20 protein-coding genes are annotated in these 21348 nt (G+C 69.7%); 7 read left to right on the top strand and 13 right to left on the bottom strand.

All coding sequences use genetic code 11. From position 1 onward, the window contains the following. The first annotated feature begins 3 nt into the window (after positions 1-3). The 5 genes from JWQ81_RS24510 to JWQ81_RS24530 all read left to right on the top strand — a co-directional run bounded on the left by JWQ81_RS24510 (position 4) and on the right by JWQ81_RS24530 (position 5655). On the top strand, positions 4-1062 hold the full coding sequence (locus JWQ81_RS24510; protein ID WP_297544942.1) for an alpha-hydroxy acid oxidase: 1059 nt from the start codon (positions 4-6) through the stop codon (positions 1060-1062). Then, positions 1062-2402 carry a cytochrome P450 gene (locus JWQ81_RS24515; RefSeq protein WP_297544944.1) on the top strand — a complete coding sequence of 447 codons (1341 nt, stop codon included), beginning with the start codon at positions 1062-1064 and terminating at the stop codon, positions 2400-2402. Before JWQ81_RS24510 ends, JWQ81_RS24515 begins: the two co-directional genes overlap by 1 nt. Next, complete coding sequence (locus JWQ81_RS24520; protein WP_297544946.1) at positions 2399-3679, top strand: cation:proton antiporter; 1281 nt, start codon at positions 2399-2401, stop codon at positions 3677-3679. The genes JWQ81_RS24515 and JWQ81_RS24520 overlap by 4 nt, the downstream gene beginning before the upstream one ends. 66 nt (positions 3680-3745) lie before the next feature. Further along, a complete protein-coding gene (locus JWQ81_RS24525; protein WP_297544947.1) occupies positions 3746-4429 on the top strand; it encodes a response regulator transcription factor in 684 nt (227 codons plus the stop codon). After that, complete coding sequence (locus JWQ81_RS24530) at positions 4426-5655, top strand: HAMP domain-containing sensor histidine kinase (protein WP_297544949.1); 1230 nt, start codon at positions 4426-4428, stop codon at positions 5653-5655. Before JWQ81_RS24525 ends, JWQ81_RS24530 begins: the two co-directional genes overlap by 4 nt. Positions 5656-5733: 78 nt before the next feature. Here JWQ81_RS24530 and hisS read toward each other — a convergent pair whose 3' ends face one another. The 10 genes from hisS to JWQ81_RS24580 all read right to left on the bottom strand — a co-directional run bounded on the left by hisS (position 5734) and on the right by JWQ81_RS24580 (position 14868). After that, the gene (gene hisS / locus JWQ81_RS24535) at positions 5734-7020 is read right to left on the bottom strand and encodes a histidine--tRNA ligase (RefSeq protein WP_297544951.1); all 1287 of its coding nucleotides are present in this window, start codon (positions 7018-7020) and stop codon (positions 5734-5736) included. A gap of 34 nt (positions 7021-7054) precedes the next feature. Continuing rightward, positions 7055-7426, bottom strand: a complete 372-nt coding sequence (locus JWQ81_RS24540) for a DoxX family protein (protein WP_297544952.1) — start codon at positions 7424-7426, stop codon at positions 7055-7057. 31 nt (positions 7427-7457) lie between these two features. Beyond that, positions 7458-8993, bottom strand: a complete 1536-nt coding sequence (locus JWQ81_RS24545; protein ID WP_297545055.1) for an MFS transporter — start codon at positions 8991-8993, stop codon at positions 7458-7460. Next, on the bottom strand, positions 8993-9688 hold the full coding sequence (locus tag JWQ81_RS24550) for an LppX_LprAFG lipoprotein (RefSeq protein ID WP_297544954.1): 696 nt from the start codon (positions 9686-9688) through the stop codon (positions 8993-8995). Before JWQ81_RS24550 ends, JWQ81_RS24545 begins: the two co-directional genes overlap by 1 nt. A 162-nt stretch (positions 9689-9850) precedes the next feature. Next, entirely contained in the window at positions 9851-11017 is a 1167-nt protein-coding gene (locus tag JWQ81_RS24555) for an amidohydrolase family protein (protein WP_297544956.1), read from the bottom strand. A 23-nt stretch (positions 11018-11040) separates the two neighbouring features. Beyond that, positions 11041-12171 (bottom strand): MAB_1171c family putative transporter, encoded by a 1131-nt coding sequence (locus JWQ81_RS24560; protein WP_297544958.1) that lies wholly within the window; start codon positions 12169-12171, stop codon positions 11041-11043. Beyond that, positions 12168-12701, bottom strand: a complete 534-nt coding sequence (locus JWQ81_RS24565; protein WP_297544960.1) for a hypothetical protein — start codon at positions 12699-12701, stop codon at positions 12168-12170. Before JWQ81_RS24565 ends, JWQ81_RS24560 begins: the two co-directional genes overlap by 4 nt. Continuing rightward, positions 12698-13126 carry an XRE family transcriptional regulator gene (locus tag JWQ81_RS24570; RefSeq protein WP_297544961.1) on the bottom strand — a complete coding sequence of 143 codons (429 nt, stop codon included), beginning with the start codon at positions 13124-13126 and terminating at the stop codon, positions 12698-12700. The genes JWQ81_RS24565 and JWQ81_RS24570 overlap by 4 nt, the downstream gene beginning before the upstream one ends. Before the next feature lie 439 nt (positions 13127-13565). Beyond that, on the bottom strand, positions 13566-14018 hold the full coding sequence (locus JWQ81_RS24575) for a flavodoxin family protein (RefSeq protein WP_297544963.1): 453 nt from the start codon (positions 14016-14018) through the stop codon (positions 13566-13568). After that, on the bottom strand, positions 13930-14868 hold the full coding sequence (locus JWQ81_RS24580) for a helix-turn-helix transcriptional regulator (protein ID WP_297544964.1): 939 nt from the start codon (positions 14866-14868) through the stop codon (positions 13930-13932). The genes JWQ81_RS24575 and JWQ81_RS24580 overlap by 89 nt, the downstream gene beginning before the upstream one ends. An 85-nt stretch (positions 14869-14953) precedes the next feature. Between JWQ81_RS24580 and JWQ81_RS24585 the strand changes: the two genes are divergently transcribed. Then, the gene (locus JWQ81_RS24585; RefSeq protein ID WP_297544966.1) at positions 14954-15670 is read left to right on the top strand and encodes an SDR family oxidoreductase; all 717 of its coding nucleotides are present in this window, start codon (positions 14954-14956) and stop codon (positions 15668-15670) included. A 4-nt stretch (positions 15671-15674) separates the two neighbouring features. Here JWQ81_RS24585 and JWQ81_RS24590 read toward each other — a convergent pair whose 3' ends face one another. Next, positions 15675-17336: a phospho-sugar mutase gene (locus JWQ81_RS24590; protein ID WP_297544967.1), complete on the bottom strand. Its 1662-nt coding sequence runs from the start codon at positions 17334-17336 to the stop codon at positions 15675-15677. A gap of 83 nt (positions 17337-17419) precedes the next feature. Here JWQ81_RS24590 and JWQ81_RS24595 point away from each other — a divergent pair, with 83 nt between their 5' ends. After that, a complete protein-coding gene (locus JWQ81_RS24595; RefSeq protein ID WP_297544969.1) occupies positions 17420-18562 on the top strand; it encodes a glycosyltransferase in 1143 nt (380 codons plus the stop codon). A gap of 29 nt (positions 18563-18591) precedes the next feature. Here JWQ81_RS24595 and JWQ81_RS24600 read toward each other — a convergent pair whose 3' ends face one another. Together JWQ81_RS24600 and JWQ81_RS24605 are read right to left on the bottom strand one after the other, a co-directional pair. Further along, a complete protein-coding gene (locus JWQ81_RS24600; protein WP_297544970.1) occupies positions 18592-19371 on the bottom strand; it encodes a purine-nucleoside phosphorylase in 780 nt (259 codons plus the stop codon). A 32-nt stretch (positions 19372-19403) separates the two neighbouring features. Beyond that, positions 19404-21221: a serine/threonine-protein kinase gene (locus JWQ81_RS24605; RefSeq protein WP_297544972.1), complete on the bottom strand. Its 1818-nt coding sequence runs from the start codon at positions 21219-21221 to the stop codon at positions 19404-19406. Between the last annotated feature and the right edge of the window lie 127 nt (positions 21222-21348).

Below are 21348 nucleotides of genomic sequence, written 5' to 3' on the forward strand. Positions count from 1 at the left end.
GTCATGCAAACCATCGCGGAGTTCGAAGCGGCGGCCAGGGAAAAGCTTGACCCGGTGTACTACGACTTCTTCGCGGGTGCCGCCCGCGACGAGATCACCATGCGGGCCAACGAAGAATCCTTCCAGCGGCGATGGTTGCTGCCCAGGGTCCTGCGCGGCAGCGACAAGCGGGAACTCGGCGTGACGTTGTTCGGACGGCCGGTGTCGATGCCGATCCTGTTGTCCCCAACGGCTTTCCACCGGATCGCACACCCCGAAGGCGAGCGGGCGACGGCGCGCGCGGCAGCGCTGGCCGGCACGATCATGATCGTCAGCATGGCCGCGACGACAGCGGTCGGTGACGTCGTCACGGCTGCGCGCGAAGCCGTCCAGGGTGGCGATCCGACGTTGTGGTTCCAGCTGTACCTGCAGCCGGACCTGGCGTTTTCCGAGGCCATCGTGCGCCGGGCGGAGGATGCGGGCGTCCACGCGCTGGTGGTCACTGTGGACTCGCCGGTGTTCGGCAGGCGGGAACGCGACGACCGCAACAACTTCCACGAACTGCCGGCCGGCATGTTCGTCGAGAACCTGCGAGACGACCACGCCGGGACCCCGCGGGACATCGTGATGTCGGCCGAACTGTCTTGGCAGCACATCGATTGGCTGCGCGGGCTGACCTCGCTGCCGATCGTCCTCAAAGGAGTGCTGCATCCCGAGGACGCCCGGATCGCGGTAAGCCGCGGTGTCGACGGGCTGCTCGTGTCCAACCACGGCGGCCGGCAGCTGGACACCGTGCCGGCCACGATCGACGCGCTGCCCGAGCTCGTCGAGGCGGTCGGCGGGCAGCTTCCACTCATCCTCGACGGCGGTGTCCGGCGCGGGACCGACGTCGTCAAAGCGCTCGCCCTCGGCGCGACCGCGGTCGGCATCGGCAGGCCGGTGATGTGGGGCCTGGCCGCGGCCGGCCAGGACGGCGTGTCGCAGGTACTTGAGCTGCTGCGCGAGGAGTTCGACCACGCGCTCGCGTTGTGTGGCGGGAGCACCCCGCGCGATCTCACCGCCGACCTGATCAGGACGTACTGATGACCGTCAAACGCCTTCTGCTGCTCGGGGTACTGGGATTGCTCGCCAGCCTTCCGTCCTGGCTGCCGGACCGGGTGGTCGCGTTGCGCGGCAAGATCTTCGCGCGAGTCAACGGCGACGAAGGCCTGCCGATCCCGGGCGACAAGGTCGGGCTCGAGGATTTCCGGCGGGTCTACGCCGACCCCGCGGCCAACGGGCGCAGCAAAGGCGCGGCGCTGTCGGACCTGTTCTGGTACTGGCTCGCGCCCGGCCCGGAAGTCCACCAGGAACACCTCGAAGCCGGCCCGCGCTACGACGAAGTCGCCAAGACCACCCGCCACATCCTGGTCAGGAGCAAGGGCGAATCCGAGGACATGACCGCGCGGGCCACTCGTCATGTCCTTGACGAACTCCACGTGGGCGACCGGAAACTCATCCGGCTGCGTGACGAGATGATGCCGATCTGGGCCGAGCTGTACTACGAGCTGGTATTCGACGAGCCGTGTCCGCCCGACGCGCGCAAACTCATCGTGGACAACGCCGACGACGTCGTCACCGCGTTGAAATGCGTACGCCCCAGGCATATGCGCAAGCGCCACAAGCTCACGCGATACCTGCTCGGCAGACTCGACGACGTCCCGTACCCGCTGCCGAGCAGTCTGTCCACAAAGGAGAAGGCGTACTACCTCCAGGGCGCGTTCTTCAACACGGCCGTCGTGCAGATGTCCGAGGCGATGGCGCACCTGCTGATGACCATCGCGCAGCATCCCGAGGTGCAGCAACGCCTGGTCGCCAACCCGGACGACGACGCGTACCTCGACGCGGTGATCGACGAGACGTTCCGCGCCTTCCCGCTGTTCGGCATCGCGCACCGGATCGCGACCGGCGACATCGAACTCGGTCATTCGACGATCCCCGCCGGAACCGTGCTGTGCTTCAGCTACCCGGACTACCACCGCGAAGGCTACGACCACACCGAGCGGTTCGATCCGGACCGCTGGCAACATCGCTCGGCCAAGGATTCCCCGTTCATCCCCTTCGGTGTCACCCAAAACCGGGCCTGCCCGGCGCGTGGCCTCGCGCCGGTGACCATGCGCATCGTCGCGCGGGAGATGTTGCGGCGCTTCGAGCTTTCGTCTTCGGTCGTGCACACGAGGTCCATGCCGAACCGCGGCCCGTGCCTGCTCGTCCCTCGTGGCTCGACGAGTCCACAACGGACTGTGCTGGCGTGGCTCCGGCTCCGGGACCGCTGGGAAGATGTCTGGCGCAGCCTCGCGCAACTGGTCTTCGGCACATACATGGTCATCGACGCACGCCACAAACGTTTGTGTGAAACCTATTTCGCAGAGGAGACGCGATGACCGCGACCCAGGCCGCACCGGCGTTCTTCCTGGCGGTGGTGGTGATCCTGCTGGTCTGCCGGCTGGTGTCCGCGGCGGGCATCCGCTTCGGCCAGCCGCCGGTGGTCGGCGAGATGATCGCCGGTGTCCTACTGGGACCGTCGCTGCTCGGCCTGGTCGCGCCGGGCCTGCAGACGGCGCTGTTCCCCGACACCGTCCGCACGCTGCTCTACCTGGGTGGTCAGATCGGGCTCGTCGTGTTCATGTTCGGCGCCGGGTACGAGTTCAGCGTGAAGTCCGTCCGCGGCTCGGCGCGTTCGGTCGGGACCATTTCACTGGCCGGGACCGTGGTCCCGCTGGTACTCGGCGCCGCGGTGGCCGTGTTCGGGAACAGTTGGACACCGGTGTTCAAGGCCGGGGTGTCGCCGCTGGTTTCCGCGTCCTTCGTCGGCGTCGCGATGGCGATCACGGCGTTCCCGATGCTCGCCAGGATCATCACCGAGCGAGGACTCGGCAAGACCCGGTTCGGTTCGCTCGCGTTGGCCTGCGGGGCCCTCGACGACGTGCTCGCCTGGATCCTGCTCGCGGTGGTGCTCGGGATGCACGCAGGCTCGCCCAGGCCGGTGCTGATCGCGGTCCTGGGGGCCGCGTTGTTCGCGCTGGTGCTTGCCACGGTCGGGAGGCGGCTGCTGAGCGCGGTGACGGCCAGTCCCCGCGTCAACGCCGACCAGCGGCTGCTGGTCACCGTCGCGGTGCTGTTCGCGGCGGCGTGGTTCACCGACATCATCGGTCTCTACGCGGTGTTCGGAGCGTTCTGCGTCGGGATCGCCTTCCCTCGTTCCGAGGGTTCGGAAAAGATCCTGGCGAAGATCATGCCGATCGGGCGGATCGTGTTCCTGCCGCTGTTTTTCACCTACTCGGGCCTGAACACCCGGTTCGCCCTGCTCGCCGACCCGAAACTGCTGCTGTTCACCGGGCTCTGCGTAGTCGTCGCGATCATCGGCAAGTTCGGCGCGTGCTGGGCCGCGGCGCGGGCGATGGGGGAGCCGCAGCCGATCGCCGTGCGGGTCGGGGCGCTGATCAACGCCCGCGGCCTGATGCAGCTGATCGCGTTGAACGTCGGCCTGCAGGCCGGGATCGTGTCCAGCGAGCTGTTCACCGTGCTGGTGGTGGTCGCGCTGGTCACCACGATCATGACCGCGCCCGTTTTGTCCTGGTTGGACCGGCGCGATGCCCGGCGAGGTGTCGATTCGGGTGAGGTTGCGGCACTGACCGCGCCACAAGTGGCCGAAATATGAGCACTTTGCGAGTTTCATGAGAAATCGACTAGGTGAATTCTCAACATTTACTGTCAGTATGGGGTTGTGCACGATTGGGGTACCTCGACTGGCGGACTCCGGCTACTCCTCGTCGAGGATGACACCGAGCTCGCCAGCATGCTCGCCGAGCTGTTCACGGACGAGGGATACCAGATCGACCTCGCCCATGATGGTCAACGCGGTCTGCACCTCGGGCTCACCGGGCAGTACGACGTGATGGTCATCGACCGGCGGCTCCCCGCGATGGACGGCCTTGAGCTGCTCACGCGCTTGCGCCGCAAGGGCGTCACCACGCGGGTGCTGGTGCTCAGCGCGCTCGGCGAGTCGGCGGACCGGGTCGTCGGGCTCGACGCCGGCGCCGACGACTACCTGGTTAAGCCGTTCGAGATGGACGAGCTGCTGGCCAGGATCCGGGCGTTGGCACGACGACATCTGGAGGACGCGGAGTCGCTGCCGCTGGGCGTCGCGAGCCTCGACCTGCTGCGGCATGAGGTCGTGCTGCCAAGGGGACAGCGGATCACGTTGTCCGGCCGGGAGTTCGAGCTGCTGCGCACGCTTGCGCTGCGGCCGAAGGCGATCCATCCGCGGTCGGCGTTGCGCACCAACGTGTTCGCCGACTCGACCGGCGAGTCGATCGTCGACACGTATGTCTACTACCTTCGGCGCAAGCTGGGCCGCGGTGTGGTGCGGACGGTGCACGGCCTGGGGTACCAGATCGGCGTGCTGTGAACCCGGCGCCGTCGGGCTGCGACGGCCCGGAGAGGCTGCTGCTGCGTCGCGCCCGGCGGGTCATCACGGTCAACATCGCGCTGGTGATCTCGGTGCTGGTGATCGCCGTCGGCGCGCTCGCGTACGTCGTGATGGCGTCGGGGCAGCACTCCCAGACCGACCGCATGCTGAACGGCACGATCGAGCAGGGGATTTCGGCGACGCCGCCGGGCTGCCTGTGGCTGTTCTCCGGGCAGGCGCACACGCCGGTGGGCGCGGTCCCGGCCGGCATGCCGATCCAGGCGTCGATCGACCAGGTCACCCGCGACGGCGCCACGATCACCGAGCGGGTCGCGTTCGGCGGGGAGGACTACACGGTCCGGACCGAGCGGCACGGCGGCGTCGTCGTGCAGGCCTTCTTCGACGAGCGGTATCAGGTGGCGGACCGGAATCTGCTGCTCATCGGCCTCGCCGCCGCCGAGGTCATCGCGTTGCTGGCGGCCGCGGTGACCGGGCACCTGCTCTCCGGCCGGGCGATCTACCCGCTGGGCGACGCGCTGCGGCGGCAGCGGACGTTCGTCGCCGACGCCAGTCACGAACTGCGCGCGCCGCTGACCCGGCTGCACGCGCGTGCGCAGCTCTTGTCCCGGCGTGCGGGGAACTCTGATCCGGGGAAGGCGCAACTCGCGTCGGACGACCTCGATCGGCTGGTCCTCGAGACGCGTGAACTCGGCGAAGTCGTCGAAGACCTGCTGCTGTCCGCGCGGCTGCGGACCGCGCCGCCGCAACTCGGGCCGGTGGAGCTCGGCACGTTGGCGGAGGAGGCGATCGCGAGCGAGGCTGTCCGCGCGCAGGAGCGCGGGCTGCGGCTTGTGCTGCGCCGCGAACAGGCGTCCTACATGATCCGCGGGGTTCCTACGGCGTTACGCCGGGTGCTTTCAGCGTTGCTGGACAACGCGATCGGGCACACGCCGGCGGGCGGGCTGGTCGAGATCACCGTGCGGGCCGCGGGTGGACGGCACGTCGAACTGAGCGTCCGCGACACCGGGTCCGGCTTTGAACAACGGGACGCGGAACGGATTTTTGAGCGGTTCGCTCGCGGGGACAACGGCGACGGCCGGCGTTTCGGGCTCGGCCTCGCGCTGGTGCGCGAGGTCGTCGCGGGCCACGGCGGCACCATCTCGGCCCGCGGTGAGCCCGACAACGGCGCGACCTTCACCCTCCGCTTCCGCTCCGCCCCCACCTGACCCCGTCACCGCGTCGTGTACCGCAACTCGCCGTCGAGTTGCGATCCAGGAGGGCACTTTTGTCCAAAAGTGCCCGTTTTAGAGCAGGGCGGAGATGACGTCGGCGGCGGAGTCGAGGGCGACCTGCTGCTGGTCGCGCGTGGCCAGGCTGCGGACGGTGACATTGCCGGCGTCCCAGTCCTCCTGCCCGACGATCACCACGGCCAGCGCGCCGGCCTTGTCGGCCCTCGCGAGCTCCTTGCCCAGCTTCCGCAGCTCCAACGGTGTCGACGTGCGCAGCCCGGCCTTCCGCAGCTTCCCGGCGACAGCGCGCGCGGCGTCGGACAGCTCCTCGGTGACCGGCACGACGACGACGTCGACCTCGCGGCGCGGCTCCGGGGCGAGGCCGTGCGTGGTCAGGAAGTCCATCAACGTCACGTCGCCCATGCCGAACCCGATGCCCGGGATCTGCTGCGCCGTGAACATGCCCGCCAGGTCGCTGTACGCGCCGCCGCCGAACAGGGCGCGCCGGTTCTCCGGCGAAGTGTCGAAGACCTCGAACACGGTCGACGTGTAGTACGCCAGCCCGCGCACGATCATCGGGTCGAAGCGGATCAGCCCGGCGGCACTGGTTTTGAGCACCTGCACCAGGTTCGACGCGTCCTTGACCGCGTCCGGCAGCTCGTCGAGCAGCGCCTGACCCGAGGAGAGCGTCTCGCTGAGCTTCTCGAACTGCTTGTCCGCCAGCCCGATCTCCTCGGCCGACGCGGCGAGCTTGTCCTTCGGGTACTTCTCCCACCGGTCGACCAGCGCGAACACTTCGGGCAGCTGCGCCGCGGTGACGCCGACGATATCGGTCAGCGCCGAGGCGAGCAGGTTCCGGTCGTTCGCGCGGATCTCGAACATGTCCTTCGACGCGCCGAGTTCGGCCATCATGTCGTGGATGACCTCGAAGATCTCGATCTCGGTGTTCGCGCTCTCCGAGCCGAAGATGTCGACGTTGATCTGCCAGTGCTCGCGCACCCGGCCCCGCTGCGGCTTCTCGTAGCGGTGGCAGTTCGGGTGGCTGTACCAGCGGACCGGGAACTGCAGCGACTTCGCCGTGCCCGCGATGATGCGCGCGACGGTCGGTGTCATCTCCGGGCGCAGCGCGAGCCGCCGGCCGCCCTTGTCGGTCAGCGTGTACAGCTGCTGGTCGGCGATCTCCTGGCCGGACTTCAGCTCGTAGATCTCCGCGGGCTCGAGGATCGGGCCGTCGTAGCGCTGGAACCCGTACCGCTCGATGACGTCGTAGAGATGGCCGAACACCTGCGTGCGGACGGACATCTCGGCGGGGAGGAAGTCACGGGTCCCCCGGGTGGGCGCGGTCGACAGGTATTCAGGCACGTCAGCAAGCTTAACCGGCAGGTGCGAAGTGTTATTACAAGGCGTACGCGCCGAAGCGGGTGATGGCCACGAACAGGGCCAGCGCGCCGAGCACCACGGTAAAGCCGACGCTGCCCCACTCCTTGGCGCGAGTGTGCGTGACGACCGCGCCGATCATCACCACGACCAGCCCGCTCGCCGCGATCGGCGTCAGCACCGGGGCGATCTTGGTGGCCGCGGGCAGGATCAGGCCGAGCGCGCCGACCACCTCGGCCGTGCCGACGAGGATCGACGTGCCCTTCGGCCAGGTCTTGATCCAGGTCATGCGGTCGACGAGCTTCTCGTCCGGCTGTGTCAGCTTCGTCCCACCTGCCCCCAGGAACAGGACGGCGAGGACACCCTGGACGATCCAAATGACAACGTTCATACCGGAAGTAAAGACCACTGTGAGCGATCATTCAACTCTCAACTACATCACTTTTGGGCGACGAAGTCCGCAACAGCAGGGCGAGGGCGGCACCGAGGACGCAGATACCGGCGGTGACCAGGAAGATCTCGCTGTACTCGGTGAGCAGCGCGTGGCGCACCGCGTCGAGATACGTGGTCAGTGCCTGGTCGTACGCCTGTGACGTCGGGAACAGCACGCGGATCGGGGTGCCCAGGTCCGCGGTCAGGCTGTGGAACCGGTGCAGCCCCCAGGCCGACAGCGCCGCGACCCCGACCAGCATCCCGGTCATCCGCGCGACGACGACCCCCGCCGACGCCACGCCGTGCTGCGCTGCCGGGACGACCTTCAGCGCCACCGACGACAGCGGCGCGATCACCAGGCCCAGCCCCAAACCCGCGACGATCAGCGCGTCGAGCCGGGGGAGCGAGAACAGACCGAGGTCGTAGCGCGTGGTGAGGACGTCGATCGGCCATTTCGAGATCAGCAGGTACCCGCAAGCCGCGATGACCAGCCCCGCGACGGCCACCCAGCGGTCGCCGATCCGCGTCGCGAGCAGCCCGCCGAGCACCGCGCCGATCGGTAGCGCGATGAGGAACCGCAGCAGCAGCGAAACGCTGCCCTGATCGTTCCGGTTGAGCAGCGTCTGCGAGAACAGGTCGACGTCGACCAGCGTGACCATCAGCGCCGCACCCGCGGCGAGGCTGACTCCGAGCGCCGCGAGAAACGGCCGAAGCCGCACGCCGGCGGTGTCGATCAGCCGCGTTTTCGCTCGCGCTTCCCACGCGACGAAGGCCACCAGCGCCACGGCCGCGCCGACCAGGCACGCCGTCCCCCACGGCGGCAGCACCTGGACCTGCGGATCCGGGTTGTCCAGCCCGACGACCAGCAGACCGAGCGTCACCGCGAGCAGGACTCCGCCGAGGACGTCGACCTTCGGCCGCGGACCAGCGGACCGTTTCTCGCGCGGCAGGGCGAACGCGATCGCGGCCATCGCCAGCACCGCGAGCGGCACGTTCACCCAGAACACGGACCGCCAGCCGGCGGCCGCGGCGAGCGCGATGCCGTAGATCGGGCCGAGCACGCTGCCGAGCTCCTGGGCCGCGCCGACTCCGCCGAGCACGCTCGCGCGTTTGTGTTCCGACCACAGGTCCGCCGCGAGTGCCATCGTCACCGGCAGCAGCGCGCCGCTCGAAATCCCCTGCACGAGCCGGCCCGTGACCAGCGCGGGGACGCTTGCCGAGAGGGCGCTCAGCACGGACCCGACGACGAAACCCGCGAGGCACAGCTGAAGCAGCAGTTTGCGGCCGAAGCGGTCCGACGCCTGCCCGAGCAGCGGCATCGCCGCGACGTAACCCAGCAGGTACCCGGTCACGATCGGGGTGAGCCGCTCGAGCCGGTTCACCGGGATCTTCAGGTCGCCGATGATGTCGCGGAGCAGCCCGATGACGACGTAGGTGTCGAGCGCGCCGAGCAGGACCGCGATCCCGCCGGCGCCGATCGCGACGTACCGGCCGCGCCGCGAGCGGGTCTTCGCGTCCGAGGTCATCACGCGGGCGCGGTCACCGTGACCGGCTTGTCCACGTTGGACAGTGTCACGTCGGCGCTTCCGTTGCCGGGGAACGCGATCGTCGCCTTGACCGGCAGGTGCCGGCCGTCCCTGGCGAGCCAGAAGGTGGCGTTTGCGTCGGACTGGATGCCCGGCAGCAACGACGTCAGTACGTCCTTCGTGACTTTGCCGGTGACCTTGATCGTCGGTGTCCCGTTGACGTCTTCGGCCGCGACGGACTTCGCGTCCGCCATGGTGCTGAGCAGTTTCGGGACGCCGCGGTTCGGGTCGAGGATCGCGGACGGGTCGTAGATGCTGCTGGCGAGCGAGGCCGGGAGCTTCTGGAAGCCGCCCGTCGGGCCCTTGACGTAGAGCGAGCCGCCGGTGAGGACGAACTCGATCTCGGCGAGTTCGCCGCCCAGCGACACCTTTCCGGTGCCCTTCGCGGACCCGGCCTTGGTGAGGTCGCCGTCGATGCTTTGCACGCTCAGCCCGGGAATCGTGCCCGTGACGTCGAGTGCGATGTGCGCGCTCGTGAGCGCCCCGGTCGCTTGGGCCGACGCCGCGAGCAGCGTGGCCGCGTCCGGCAGGGGAGCCGCGGCGGGCGCCGAGGCGTCACCACCGCCGCCCGAGCAACCGGCGAGCAGAGCGGCGACGAGCACGAGTGCCCCGGCGAACCTTCGGCGCAAGACCATTCCGGCATCGTAGAGCCCCGAGATGACGAACCCGCGTCGGCTCGCTGCCTGGCCCAAAGCGGGCACCTTTGTCGAAGAGTGCCCTCGTTGAACGTTCAAGCAGGGCACAAAAGTACAAAAGTGCCAGCCCTGGAGTGGCGCGTGCTCGCTCTGGAGGCGTGGCTATAGGGCGGGGACGCCTTGGGCCATGACGTACTGGACTTTGCTGAGGGCGGCGAGGTCGGTGAGCGGGTCGCCGTCGACGACGAGCAGGTCGGCGGCGTAGCCCGGCGCGAGGCGGCCGGTGACGTCGCCGAGCCCGAGGACGTCGGCGCTGTCGCACGTCGCGATCTCGAGGATCCGCGTCCGCGGGAAACCGAGCCATTCGTACAGTTCCAGCGCGCCGGCGGGGTCGTCGAACACCGAGCCGGTCAGGCCCGCGTCGGTGCCCGCGATGAGCCGGACGCCGTGGCTTTCGAGCCACGGCAGCCGGCCGTAGATCCGTTGCGCCAGTTCCTCGCCGATGCGCTCGACCATGCGACGCCAGTTGCTGCTGCTGGTCGAGCACGCGGCGATGCCACGCTCGGCCATCCGCTTCGCGACCGGCTCGCGTAGGTCGATCTGCCCCCGCCCGACCATCCACGTGCAGTGCTCGATCGTGGCGACCCCGGCGTCGACACACGCCTCGATCGCGTCGGCGCCATGGGAGTGCGCGGCGACCCGCAGACCGTGCTCGGCAGCGCGTTCGACGATGAACGCCAGCTGCCGCACGTCGAACTGCGACTCCCACATGTCCGCGCCGCCCGGGGTGATCTGGCCGCCGCTCGCCATCACCTTGATCACGTCCGCGCCCGCCTCGGCGTTCGCGTCGATCAGCGCGGCGATCTCGGCGTCACTCGCCGTTTCGCCGCCGAAGAAGTGGCAGTGTCCACCCGGGACGGTCAGCGGGGTCGCCGCGGACAGGATCCGCGGCGCGGGTTCACCCGCCATCCGCTGCCGCACCCCGATCGCGAGGTGGCCGCCGTCGCCCAGGTCGCGCACGGTCGTGACGCCGCTGCGCAGCAGTTCGCGCGCCCGGCCGAGGCCGCCCCCGATCGGGTCCGCTGACGTGATCCTGGCGACCGGATCGGGCTCGGCGTCGAACGCGAGGTGCACATGGCAGTTGAACAGTCCGGGCAGCAGGGTCGACGTCGCGAAGTCGTGCCGCACGGCGTCCGGCGGCGCCTGGCGCAAGACGTCCTCGCGCTCGCCGACGGCGACCAGCTTGTCGTCCCGCACGAGCACGGCGCCGTCGGTGATCGGCGACCCCGGCCGGACCAGCACCTGCCGCGCGGTGATCACGGTGTCCACGTTCGGTTTTCTCCTTCTACTTCCTACTTCGCGGTGCCGACCGCACGTGCCAGCGCGAGCAGCGGTTCGACGTCGGCTTCGAGATCGCCGCTACCTTCGGCGGGGAGGACCAGGTGTGCGCGGTGGTCGGTGTCCTCGCCCGCGGCCTGCCGGGCGAGCGCGGATTCCAGTGCCGTGGCCGCGCCCCGCGGGTCGTTGCCGGCGAGCGTGGTCAAGTCCGCGGCGAGGTACGGGCTGAGCTGCACGAGGCCGTCGCGGATCTCGATCACGCGCCGGTAGTAGCGGCGATGGACCGTCCGTGGCCGGAACGTGTCGAGCCGCCGCACGGGCGCTGTCCGCAGGACGAGGTCGGGGTACGCCTTCGCCAGCAACGTCCACAGTGGACCGAGCTCGTGGTGCTGGCGCCGGTGGCGCCGCCGTCGGCGCAGGGCCGACACGCGGGCGCTGGCCCCCGGATAGGTGATGCCGACCAGGAAGAACACCAGCCCGAATATCACGAACGGGACGGCCGCGCTCAGCAGGAAACCCGCCGGCACTCCGGTCCACGCGAGCACGATGTACACCGCGCGCAGGACGCTGCCTGCCGCGGCGCAGCCGAGCCCGATCGCGCCGATCCGCAGGCCGATCCGGAGGTTGCGGTCGGCGGTGGCGAGGTACCGCACGATCCAGCCGGTGCAGGCGATCAGGCCGTAACACAGGTAGAGCCCCGCGCCGAGGTAGAACAACGCGACCCCGGGCACGTGCACCAATTCTGGTCCCAGTGCGTCCCCTCGGGACTCGGGTGGGGTGATCGCGAGCGCGACCCCCATCAGCACGACGGTGAAGGCCAGCGGGACGATCTCGAGCGCCGCGCGCTGATAGCGGCGCGGCCCGATCGTCGAGCCGAGGAAGAAGATCACCAGCGAGCAGATGGCGCTCGACAGCAGCACGTTGATCGTGAACCTGCTCGCGCCCTGCCCGATCGCGGAGTCGATGGCGTCGGCGATGGCTTTCTGCTGGCACAGGAACGACGCCGCCAGGCAGGCGATGGTCACGGTCACCGCCCACAGCGGCACGCTCCGCGGCTGCCGTTGGAGCTGGTAGATCCGCCAAGCCAGCGCGGCCGCGAACAGCAGCATCGCCAGCACATTGGCCGGGGAGAAGGAGGTGCTCACAACCACCCTTGATGGTCGCCGAGGGTGCCCTGGATGCGGCGCAGATCCCGGCCCTCCGCTCGTTGCGGGATCGTGTAGTTCAGCACCGAGGCCCACTCCAGGATGATCGTCGCGACGGTCTCGGCTTCCCATTCGTGCGCGGCGTCATACGACGTGCGGCGCAGCGCGCGGCCGACGGCTTCGCTGTCCAGCTCGTCGTCGACGTCGGCGGGCAGCCCGAGCGGGAAGTCGCCGGGCTCCGCGTCGCCGGCGGCATGGTGATCGGCGAGCAGGTGGCCGAGCTCGTGCAGGATGATGTGATCCTGATGCGCCTTGGTGGTTTCCTGCTGGAAGAAGATGTAGTCCGTGGCTGAGGTGGCGATCCAGCAGCCGAACGGGCCGGGGACTTCCAGCGGGTACGGCAGCAGCCGGATCACCCTGCCGCGTTTCGCGCCGATCCGCTCGGCCAGCACCGTGACGTCGAGCGGCGGTTTGATGTCGAGCTCGTTGAGCAGCTTGCGGCAGCGCTTGCGGAGTTCGCGTTCCTTCATGTCGGACCGTTTTCGCTGTTTCGGGCCGTGTGCCCGCGTTCCGCGCGCTCGTAGCGTTCGACCAGCTCGAGCAGGTCCATCACCTGGCGGCGGCCTGCGGGGGAGAGTTCCTGTGCCCGCATGGCCATCAGCTTCGCTTCGTCGCGGCCGGGCGGCCGGGGGCTCTCGTCAGTCGGGGCACCGAGGTCGAAGAAGTACGACACCGGGACCTCGAACAACTGGGCCAGCGCTTCGACGTAGTGGATCTTCGGATTGATCCGCTTGCCGGTCGCGAGCTGCTGGATGTACGCCGGTGACATCGCCGGACCGCCGATTTTCTCGATCGCCGCGGACATCTCCCGGTAGCTGTGCGGGGTCACTCCGCCCGCGCGGGCTTGGTCGATGAGCGCGGTGAGCTTCTCGGCGAAGGTTCGTCCTGTGGTCACGCAGCTCTCCCCGCCCCATAATCCGGCCCGCTCGCGTTCGCGTGGCCGATCCCCGCCCGGTGCCCACCGTCGCAGCCGGAGCACTCAGTCTAACCAGTGAAATCCCGGAAAATCCAGTACGCAGATGTTGACAGCTGGCGTATGCAGTCGTTTACAGTAGTGTCAGGTCGTTCACTCGACCGGGTAGATTTAACCTTCGTCCTCCGGCCTCAAGGGGTGCTCAGAAGACGACGGCCAAAGTCTGGTGCAATTTGTGCGACATCTCGCGTGCGCGCACGGCCCCACCTGTAGTAGGCTCTTGTTGTCGAGGTTGATCGTCGTTCGCGATGATCCCTCGGCCTCGGCCTGTCACCGGACGCCGACCCCCAGGGCCTCCGGTGACAGGCCACTTACTTTTCCCAGGTGACTTACTTTTTCTGGGTGACACTGTTTGGACACTTCAGGGCATCAGCCCGGCGGCGATGGTCGCCCCCAGTTCCCAGCACGCCGCGAGGTCCTCCTTGCCCGGCTCTCCGGTCACGGTGACGATGCCCGCCGCCTTTTCCCAGCCCAGCCCGGTGGTGATCGACTCGATCCCGCGCAGAGTTCCGGTCACGTCACTGTTCCCGTGGACGTAACAAGCGAACGGCCGACCCCGGGTGGCATCCAGGCACGGGTAGTAGACGGTGTCGAAGAAGTGCTTCAGCGCGCCCGACATGTACCCGAGGTTCGCCGGCGTGCCCAGCAGATAGCCGTCCGCCGCGAGGACATCGGACGCCGTGGCCGCGAGCGCGGGGCGGCGGACGACGTCGACGCCCGAGATCTCAGGTGCCGACGTGCCCGAGAGCACCGCCTCGAACATCGCTTGCACGTTCGGCGAAGGTGTGTGGTGCACGATCAGCAAGGTGGGCACGGTTCGCGAGCCTGCCCGCGTGGACGTCGTCACGCAACCGCTGGAACCCCTCGCTCGAAGGAGTACCAGGCGCGGCCGTGTAGATGATCACCTGCTGGTCGCGCTCCGGCACGAGGAGCACCTCGCAGTCGACCTCGAGCACTCCGACCACGGGGTGGACGAGGATCTTCGTCCGGCTCCGCTCCACGTCGACGTGGTGGGTTGCCCAGATCTCGGCGAACTCGTCGCTCCCTCTCAGCAGTTCGTCGATCAGGCTGGTGAGACCGGGATCCTGGGGATACCGGGCGGTGGCCGAGCGGAGGTGGCCGGCGGTGAGCAGCCCGAACTCCCGCTGCTGCGCCGCGCTGAACCGAGATTCCGCTGCCGGATTGAGAAAGTGCCGCCGGACCAGGTTGCGGTCGCGGGCCGCGAGGGCGGCGAAGTCGCCCATCAGCGCACAGGCGAGTTGGTTCCAGGCGATGACCTCGTACTTCGCGTCGAGCACGAACGCGGCCGCGTCGTCGAGCCGATCGAGCAGGTGACGGATGCCCGGCCGGACGTCGCCGGGCGGCCCGGCCGACGGTGCCGGTGGCCCCGGCGGCTCGCCGGCGAGGCGGAACAGGTGCTCGCGCTCGTCGTCGGACAACCGCAGCGCGCGCTGGATCCCGCCCAGCACCTGCCTTGACGGATGCGGACCCCGCGCCTGCTCGAGCCGCGTGTAGTAGTCCACGGAGATGGCGGCCAGCTCGGCGACCTCTTCCCGACGCAGGCCCGGCGTCCGGCGCCGCACACCCACCGGCAGCCCGACGTCGGACGGCGTGAGGCGCGTCCGTCGGCTGCGGAGGAAGTCCGCGAGCTGAACTCTGTCCATGACCTGAGCTAACCAAAATCCGGCGGTCGCAGCCAGGGACCGGCGGTCCCTGGTGAGGCCACGGCCACCGGAACAGGCTGGAACCATGACGAAAACAACCAAAATCGCACTGGTCACCGGCGCGAACAAGGGAATTGGCAAGGAAATCGCCCGCCAACTCGGGCAGCAGGGGGTGACGGTGCTCGTCGGCGCTCGTGACATCGAACGCGGTGAACGGGCCGCCGAAGAGGTTGGCGCGGTGGGTTCCGTGCGACTCGATGTCACGGACGCGGAGTCCGTGGCGGACGCCGTCAAGCGCGTCGAGCACGACTTCGGCCGGCTCGACATCCTGGTGAACAACGCCGGCATCGCGCTGGACCGGGCGCCGGTCACCGAACTACCGATCGAGGTCCTGCGGCAGACATACGAGACGAACGTCTTCGGCGTCGCCGCGGTGACCAACGCCTTCCTGCCGCTGCTCCGGAAATCGGCGTCGCCTCGGATCGTGAACGTTTCCAGCGCGCTCGGGTCGATCACGGCGGCAGCCAATCAGGACGAGGCGTCGGCCGGATCGAGGTTTCTCGGCTACAACTCGTCCAAGTCCGCGCTGAACGCGATGACCGTCATCTACGCCAACGAACTGCGCGATGCCGGAGTGAAGGTCAACGCGATCAACCCGGGTTACTGCGCGACGGATCTGAACGGCCACCAGGGCGACCTCGACCCGGCACAGGGCGCCGCCGTCGCCGTCGGCGTCGCCCTGTCGCCGGATGACGGCCCGACGGGCGAATTCCATACCGAGGGCGGCACCCTTCCCTGGTAAGTCCTTACCGCAGCAGGGCCTCGATGTCGGCGCGCAGGGTGGCGAGGCGTTCGGCAGCCGCTTTGCGTGCCTGCGTCAGGGCTTCGGCGTCGGCCACCGGCTCGACGATCTCCAGGTAGGCCTTCAGCTTGGGCTCGGTGCCGGACGGGCGCACGACGACGCGCAGGCCCTCGCCGCGCAGCCGGAGCACGTCGGCTTCCGGCAGGAGGTCCTCCTGGGTGACGTCGATCCCGCCGAGCGTTTGCGGCGGGGTGGCGCGCAGGCCGGCCATCAGCCGCGACCGCACGCTCAGGTCGTCGACGCGCAGGGCGATCTGGTCGGTCACATACACCCCGTGCCGCACAGCCAGCTCGTCGAGGACGTCGAGCGGGCTTCGGCCCTCGGCCTTCAGCGTCGCGGCGAACGACGCGGCGAGTACGGCGGCGGCGATTCCGTCCTTGTCCCGCACGAAGTCCGGGTTCACGCACAGTCCCAGCGCTTCTTCATAGGCGAAGACGAGCCCGTCGCCGGCGCGGACGAGCCACTTGAACCCCGTCAGTGTTTCGGCGTAGCGGGCGCCGTGGAACTTCGCGATCTCGCCGAGCATCGACGAGGACACGATCGTCGTCGCCACCAGCGGGGAGAGCGCTGGGCCGACCATCGCTGTGTCCATAGTGGACAGCAGGTGCTCGCCGAGCAGGACCCCGGATTCGTCCCCGCGCAGCATCCGCCACCGGCCGTCGGCGTCGCGGACGCCGAGTGCGCAGCGGTCCGCGTCCGGGTCGAGCGCGATCGCCAGGTCGGCGTCGGTTTCGGCGGCCAGCGCGAGGAGCAGGTCCGTCGCGCCGGGCTCCTCGGGGTTCGGGAACGACACGGTCGGGAAGTCCGCGTCCGGCTCGCTCTGCGCGCCGACCAGGTGCGGCTTGGCGAACCCGGCGCCCTGCAGGGCACTGGCGAGCGTGGCCGCGCCGACGCCGTGCAGCGCGGTCGCCGCGATCTTCAACTCGCGTGCCGTGCCGCGCGGCAGGGCCGCGACTTCGGCGAGGTAGGCGTCGAGGAGATCGTCACCCAACGTCGTCGCGCCCGGTGCCTTCGGCACGCTCACCGCGCTGGGCGCGGCCTCGATCGCGCGCTCGATCTGGCCGTCGGACGGCGGCACGATCTGGCCGCCCGTCTCGTCGTAGAGCTTGTACCCGTTGTCGGCGGGAGGATTGTGCGACGCGGTGATCTGGATCCCGGCGACCGCGCCCAGATGCTTGACGGCGAACGCGAGCACCGGCGTCGGCAGTGGCCCAGGCAGCACCTTGACCTGGAAGTTCGCCGCGACGAGCACCTCCGCGGCGGCCTTCGCGAACGCCTCCGAGCCGTGCCGGGCGTCGCGGCCGACGACCACGACACCGCCGCCCTGGCCCCGCGCGTTGAGCCAGGTCGCGACCCCGGCGGTGGTCCGGGTGACGACGGCGACGTTCATCCCGTTCGGCCCCGCGCGCACCGGGCCGCGCAGGCCGGCCGTGCCGAACTCGAGCGGGCCCGCCATGCGGTCCGCGAGGTCCTCGGCCGCGCCCGGTTCCCGGCCCATCGCCCGGGCGAGCAGCCCCTGCAGTTCCGCGCGCGCGGCTGGGTCGACGTCGTCGGCGATCCAGCGGAACGCCTTGTCCCGCAGTGCCGGTGTCAGTGATGTGTCCACAGACGCAGCCTAGTGTCCAGCTTCGGTGACTATGTTCACGCCGCGTGCCCGATTGGACACGGAACTTCGCTAGGCTCGGCCCAATGCGGTTGCTGTTCGCCTCACTGGCGTCCCACGGTCATATTTATCCGTTGCTACCACTGGCCTTCGCCGCGCGCGAAGCCGGACATGAAGTCATTTTCGCGACGGGGGAGGAGTTTCTGGACGATTTGCGCTCGGCCGGGTTGAAGGTCGCCTTGGCCGGCGGCTCGCTGGGCGACGCCTTTACCGAAGCTCATCCCGGCTCTCGGCACGGAATTTCACCCGAGGTGGCGACGAAGGTGATGTCGAAGGTGTTCGGCGATGTCATGCCACGCCACGTCGTCCACGACCTCGGCCCGGTTTTCGACGAGTTCAAGCCGGACCTGGTCATCCACGAGGTGGCCAACGCCGGAGCCGGGATGGCGGCCGCGGTCGCCGGGATCCCGGCACTCGCCCACTCCGTCTCGCGCGGCTCGGCGGCCGAGTCCGACGCCGCGGTCTCCGAAGCGATGCGGCCGTTCGCCGCGGAACTCGGGCTTCCCGAGCCTGGCGACCAGGCGCTCCTCCTGGGGAACCGGTGTCTGGACATCTGGCCCGACTCGCTGCAGGCCGCCACGTTCGTCGCGGGGGTCGACCGGATCCCGCTGCGGCCGGTCGCCTGGAGCCCGCCCGGTGAGCTGCCCGAGGGAATCCGCGACAAGACCCGGCCGCTGGTCTACCTGACGCTGGGCACGGCGTTCGGCCATGCCGGGGTACTCCGCGCGGCCATCGACGGACTGTCACGGCTGCCCGTGGACGTCCTCCTGTCCGCGGGCCCGACCGTCTGGGTCGACGACCTCGGCGCGGCGCCGGACAACGTGCGGATCCTGGACTGGGTGCCGCAGGCCGAGCTGCTGCCGCACGTCGACATCGTCGTGCACCACGGCGGGAGCGGGACCACGCTCGGCGCGTTGGGGGCGGGGAAACCGCAGTTGATCATGCCGCAGGGCGCCGACCAGTTCATCAACGCGGAAGCCGTGCTGGCCGCCGGAACGGGCGCGCGTCTGCTGCCGGGGGAACTGACCGCGGACGCCGTCGCCGAGCAGGTGCGAACGCTCTTGGACAGCGAGTCCGTCCAGGCCGCCACGCAGCGGGTTTTCGACGAGATCGCCGCGATGCCGTCACCCGAGGAGATCGCCGCCCGCCTGCCCGCCCTGGCCGGCTAGGGCGGTCCCGTCAAGGGTCGTGCGCAACGTCAGGCCCGGGCGACGAGGGCGCGCAGCAGGGTGCCCATTTCGGTCGCGGCGGCGCGGCCGGCTTCGAGGACCTCGGTGTGGTTCAGCGGTTCGCCGGTCATTCCGGCGGCCAGGTTGGTCACCAGGGACAGCCCGAACACCTCGAGCCCGGCGGCGCGGGCCGCGATGGCCTCCAGCACGGTCGACATGCCGACCAGGTCGGCGCCCATCGTCCGCAGCATGCGGATCTCGGCCGGGGTCTCGAAATGCGGCCCGGTCAGCCCCGCGTAGACGCCCTCTTCGAGCGTCGGGTCGACCTCGAGCGCGATCGCGCGCAGCCGCGCCGAATACAGGTCCGTCAGGTCGACGAAGTTCGCGCCGACGATCGGCGACCGCGCGGTCAGGTTGAGGTGGTCCGAGATCAGCACCGGCTGGCCGACCCGGAAGCCCTGGCGCAGGCCGCCCGCCGCGTTGGTCAGCAGCACGGTCTTCGCGCCGGCGGCGGCGGCCGTGCGCACGTTGTGCACGACCGGGTCGATGCCCTTGCCCTCGTAGAAGTGCGTGCGGCCGAGCAGCACCAGCGCGCGCTTGCCGTCGACGTCGACCGAACGCACGGTGCCGCCGTGCCCGACCGCGCTCGGCGCCTCGAAGCCGGGCAGTTCGGCCAGCGGGATTTCGGTCACCGGGGTGCCGATGATGTCGGCGGCGGGTCGCCAGCCTGATCCCAGCACGACCGCGATGTCGTGCTTTTCGATTCCCGTGCGCTCCGCGATGACCGCGGCAGCCTCGTTTTCCACCATGGCGCAGAGCGTATCCGGACGCCCCCGCGCGGTCAGTCGGCGTTGGCGAAGGTGGGCGCGACCTGGTCGAACAGCTCCGTGCGGCCGGCGCCCTGCTGGTCGACGGGGACGGTCACCGACACCACCCAGAGGCTGGTGCCCTTCCCGAAGACCTGCGCGTACGTCGTCCTGGTCAGTGGCGCGCCGCTGGCCGACTGGTGGCCTTCGATGGTGTTGTAGACCACGACGGCCTCGTTCTCGCCGCCGACCGGCGCTTGCCCGAGCCTGCGGATGGGGACGTACTCGTTGCGCGGCCAGTTCGTGGGCAGCCATTCGCTGTACGCGTCGGTCGACGGGTACCTGGCGAAGTAGTCCGCGAACCGCTGCACCGCGACCGTCCGGCGGCCGTCCGGGGCGACGAACTGCACGACCGTGTTGGACGCCAGCTTGCTGCCGGGCTGCTGGGCGACGAACTCCGCCCAGTCGGCCGGGACCTTGATGGTGAACAAGCCGCCCTTGGTGCCGTTGTAGTTGGTTGCGTCGCCGCTGCGTTGGACCAGCGTCAGCGGCTGCGACGGCGGGGCCTGCGGCTGCGCGGCCGGTGGCTTGCCCGGTGGCGTGAGCGGCTGCTGCCCGATCGTCCTGGCCAGCGCGAACCCGCCGCCGGCCGCGGCGGCGAAGAGCAGCACGGCGACGATGGAGAGCACCACCCCGGCCAGCGCGCCACGGCTGTGCGACGCCGGCCGGGCCGCCGCTGTCACCGGTACCGCCATGGTGGGCGTCGGCAGTACGGGACGCGGAGAGCCGGTGGACGACGGCGAGGTCATGAACGGCAGCGGTCCGGGGTCGGACGCTAGCTCTGAGCTGGATTCCGAAGACGACGCTGACGACGCTGCCGATGCTGCCGACGCTGACGAAGACGCCGACGCCTTCTTCGGCGGCGCGACGACCTTGATGACCTGCGTGTCGGTGGGGTCGAGCTGCGCGGAGGTCTTCTGGCCGTCGGGCGTGCGGAACAGTTCGGCGCCGAACAGGTCGTGCGGGGTCTTGGCCTGCAGCGGGTGCAGCAGCTGCCGGACGTCGCGCAGGGACATCCGGGCCGTCGGCTCCTTGGCCATCAAGGCGCTGATGACCGACGCGAGCGGACCGGGTGAAGGCTGCGGCACCTCGCCGTTGACGACCAGGCCGACGGTCTCCAGTGGGTCGCCGTCGGCGTCGTACGGGGGATGGCCCTCGACGGAGGCGAAGATCGTGGCGCCGAGCCCCCACAGGTCCGCGCCGGTGGTCACGGCGCCGCCCGACGCCACCTCCGGGGCGATGTAGGCGGGGGAGCCCAGCATCATGCCGGTGCGGGTCATGGTGGCTTCGGAGACGTTCCGGGCGATGCCGAAGTCCGTCAGCTTGATCCGGCCGTCCGCGGCGACCAGGACGTTCCCCGGTTTGACGTCACGGTGGGTGATGCCGGCGGCGTGTGCGGCCTCCAGCGCGGCGGCGACGGCGTTGCCCACCGCGGCCGCCTGCTCGACGCTGAGCGGCCCGTGGTCGCGCAGAATGTGGGCGAGGCTGCGGGACGGCAGCAGCTCCATCACCACGAACGGCTCGCCATTCTCGCGGGCGACGTCGTGCAGGATGATCACGTTCGGGTGCGAAAGCACGGCGATCGCCCTGGCCTCGCGCAGGGTCCGCTCGCGCAGCTCGTCGGCGTGCGCCGGCGGCACCCCGGGCGGCAGCCGGACCTCCTTGACCGCGACCGGCCGGTGCAGGAACTCGTCGTACGCCGACCAGACGGTGCCCATCGACCCGGAGCCGAGCACTGAGCGCAGGCGGTAGCGCCCGGCGACGACGCGCGTCTCTTCGCTGGAGGTGGACACGGCCCTATTGTGTCGGACCCGCTGTCACACGGCTACGCGCCCTTTGTCAACAGCTGTCCAGGGGGTACCCCTGGACACCTGGGGCGGCGACCAGAGTCACAGCGCGGGATCGTGGAGTGGCTCTACC

Source organism: Amycolatopsis sp., assembly GCF_025464955.1.
Lineage (GTDB): Bacteria > Actinomycetota > Actinomycetes > Mycobacteriales > Pseudonocardiaceae > Amycolatopsis.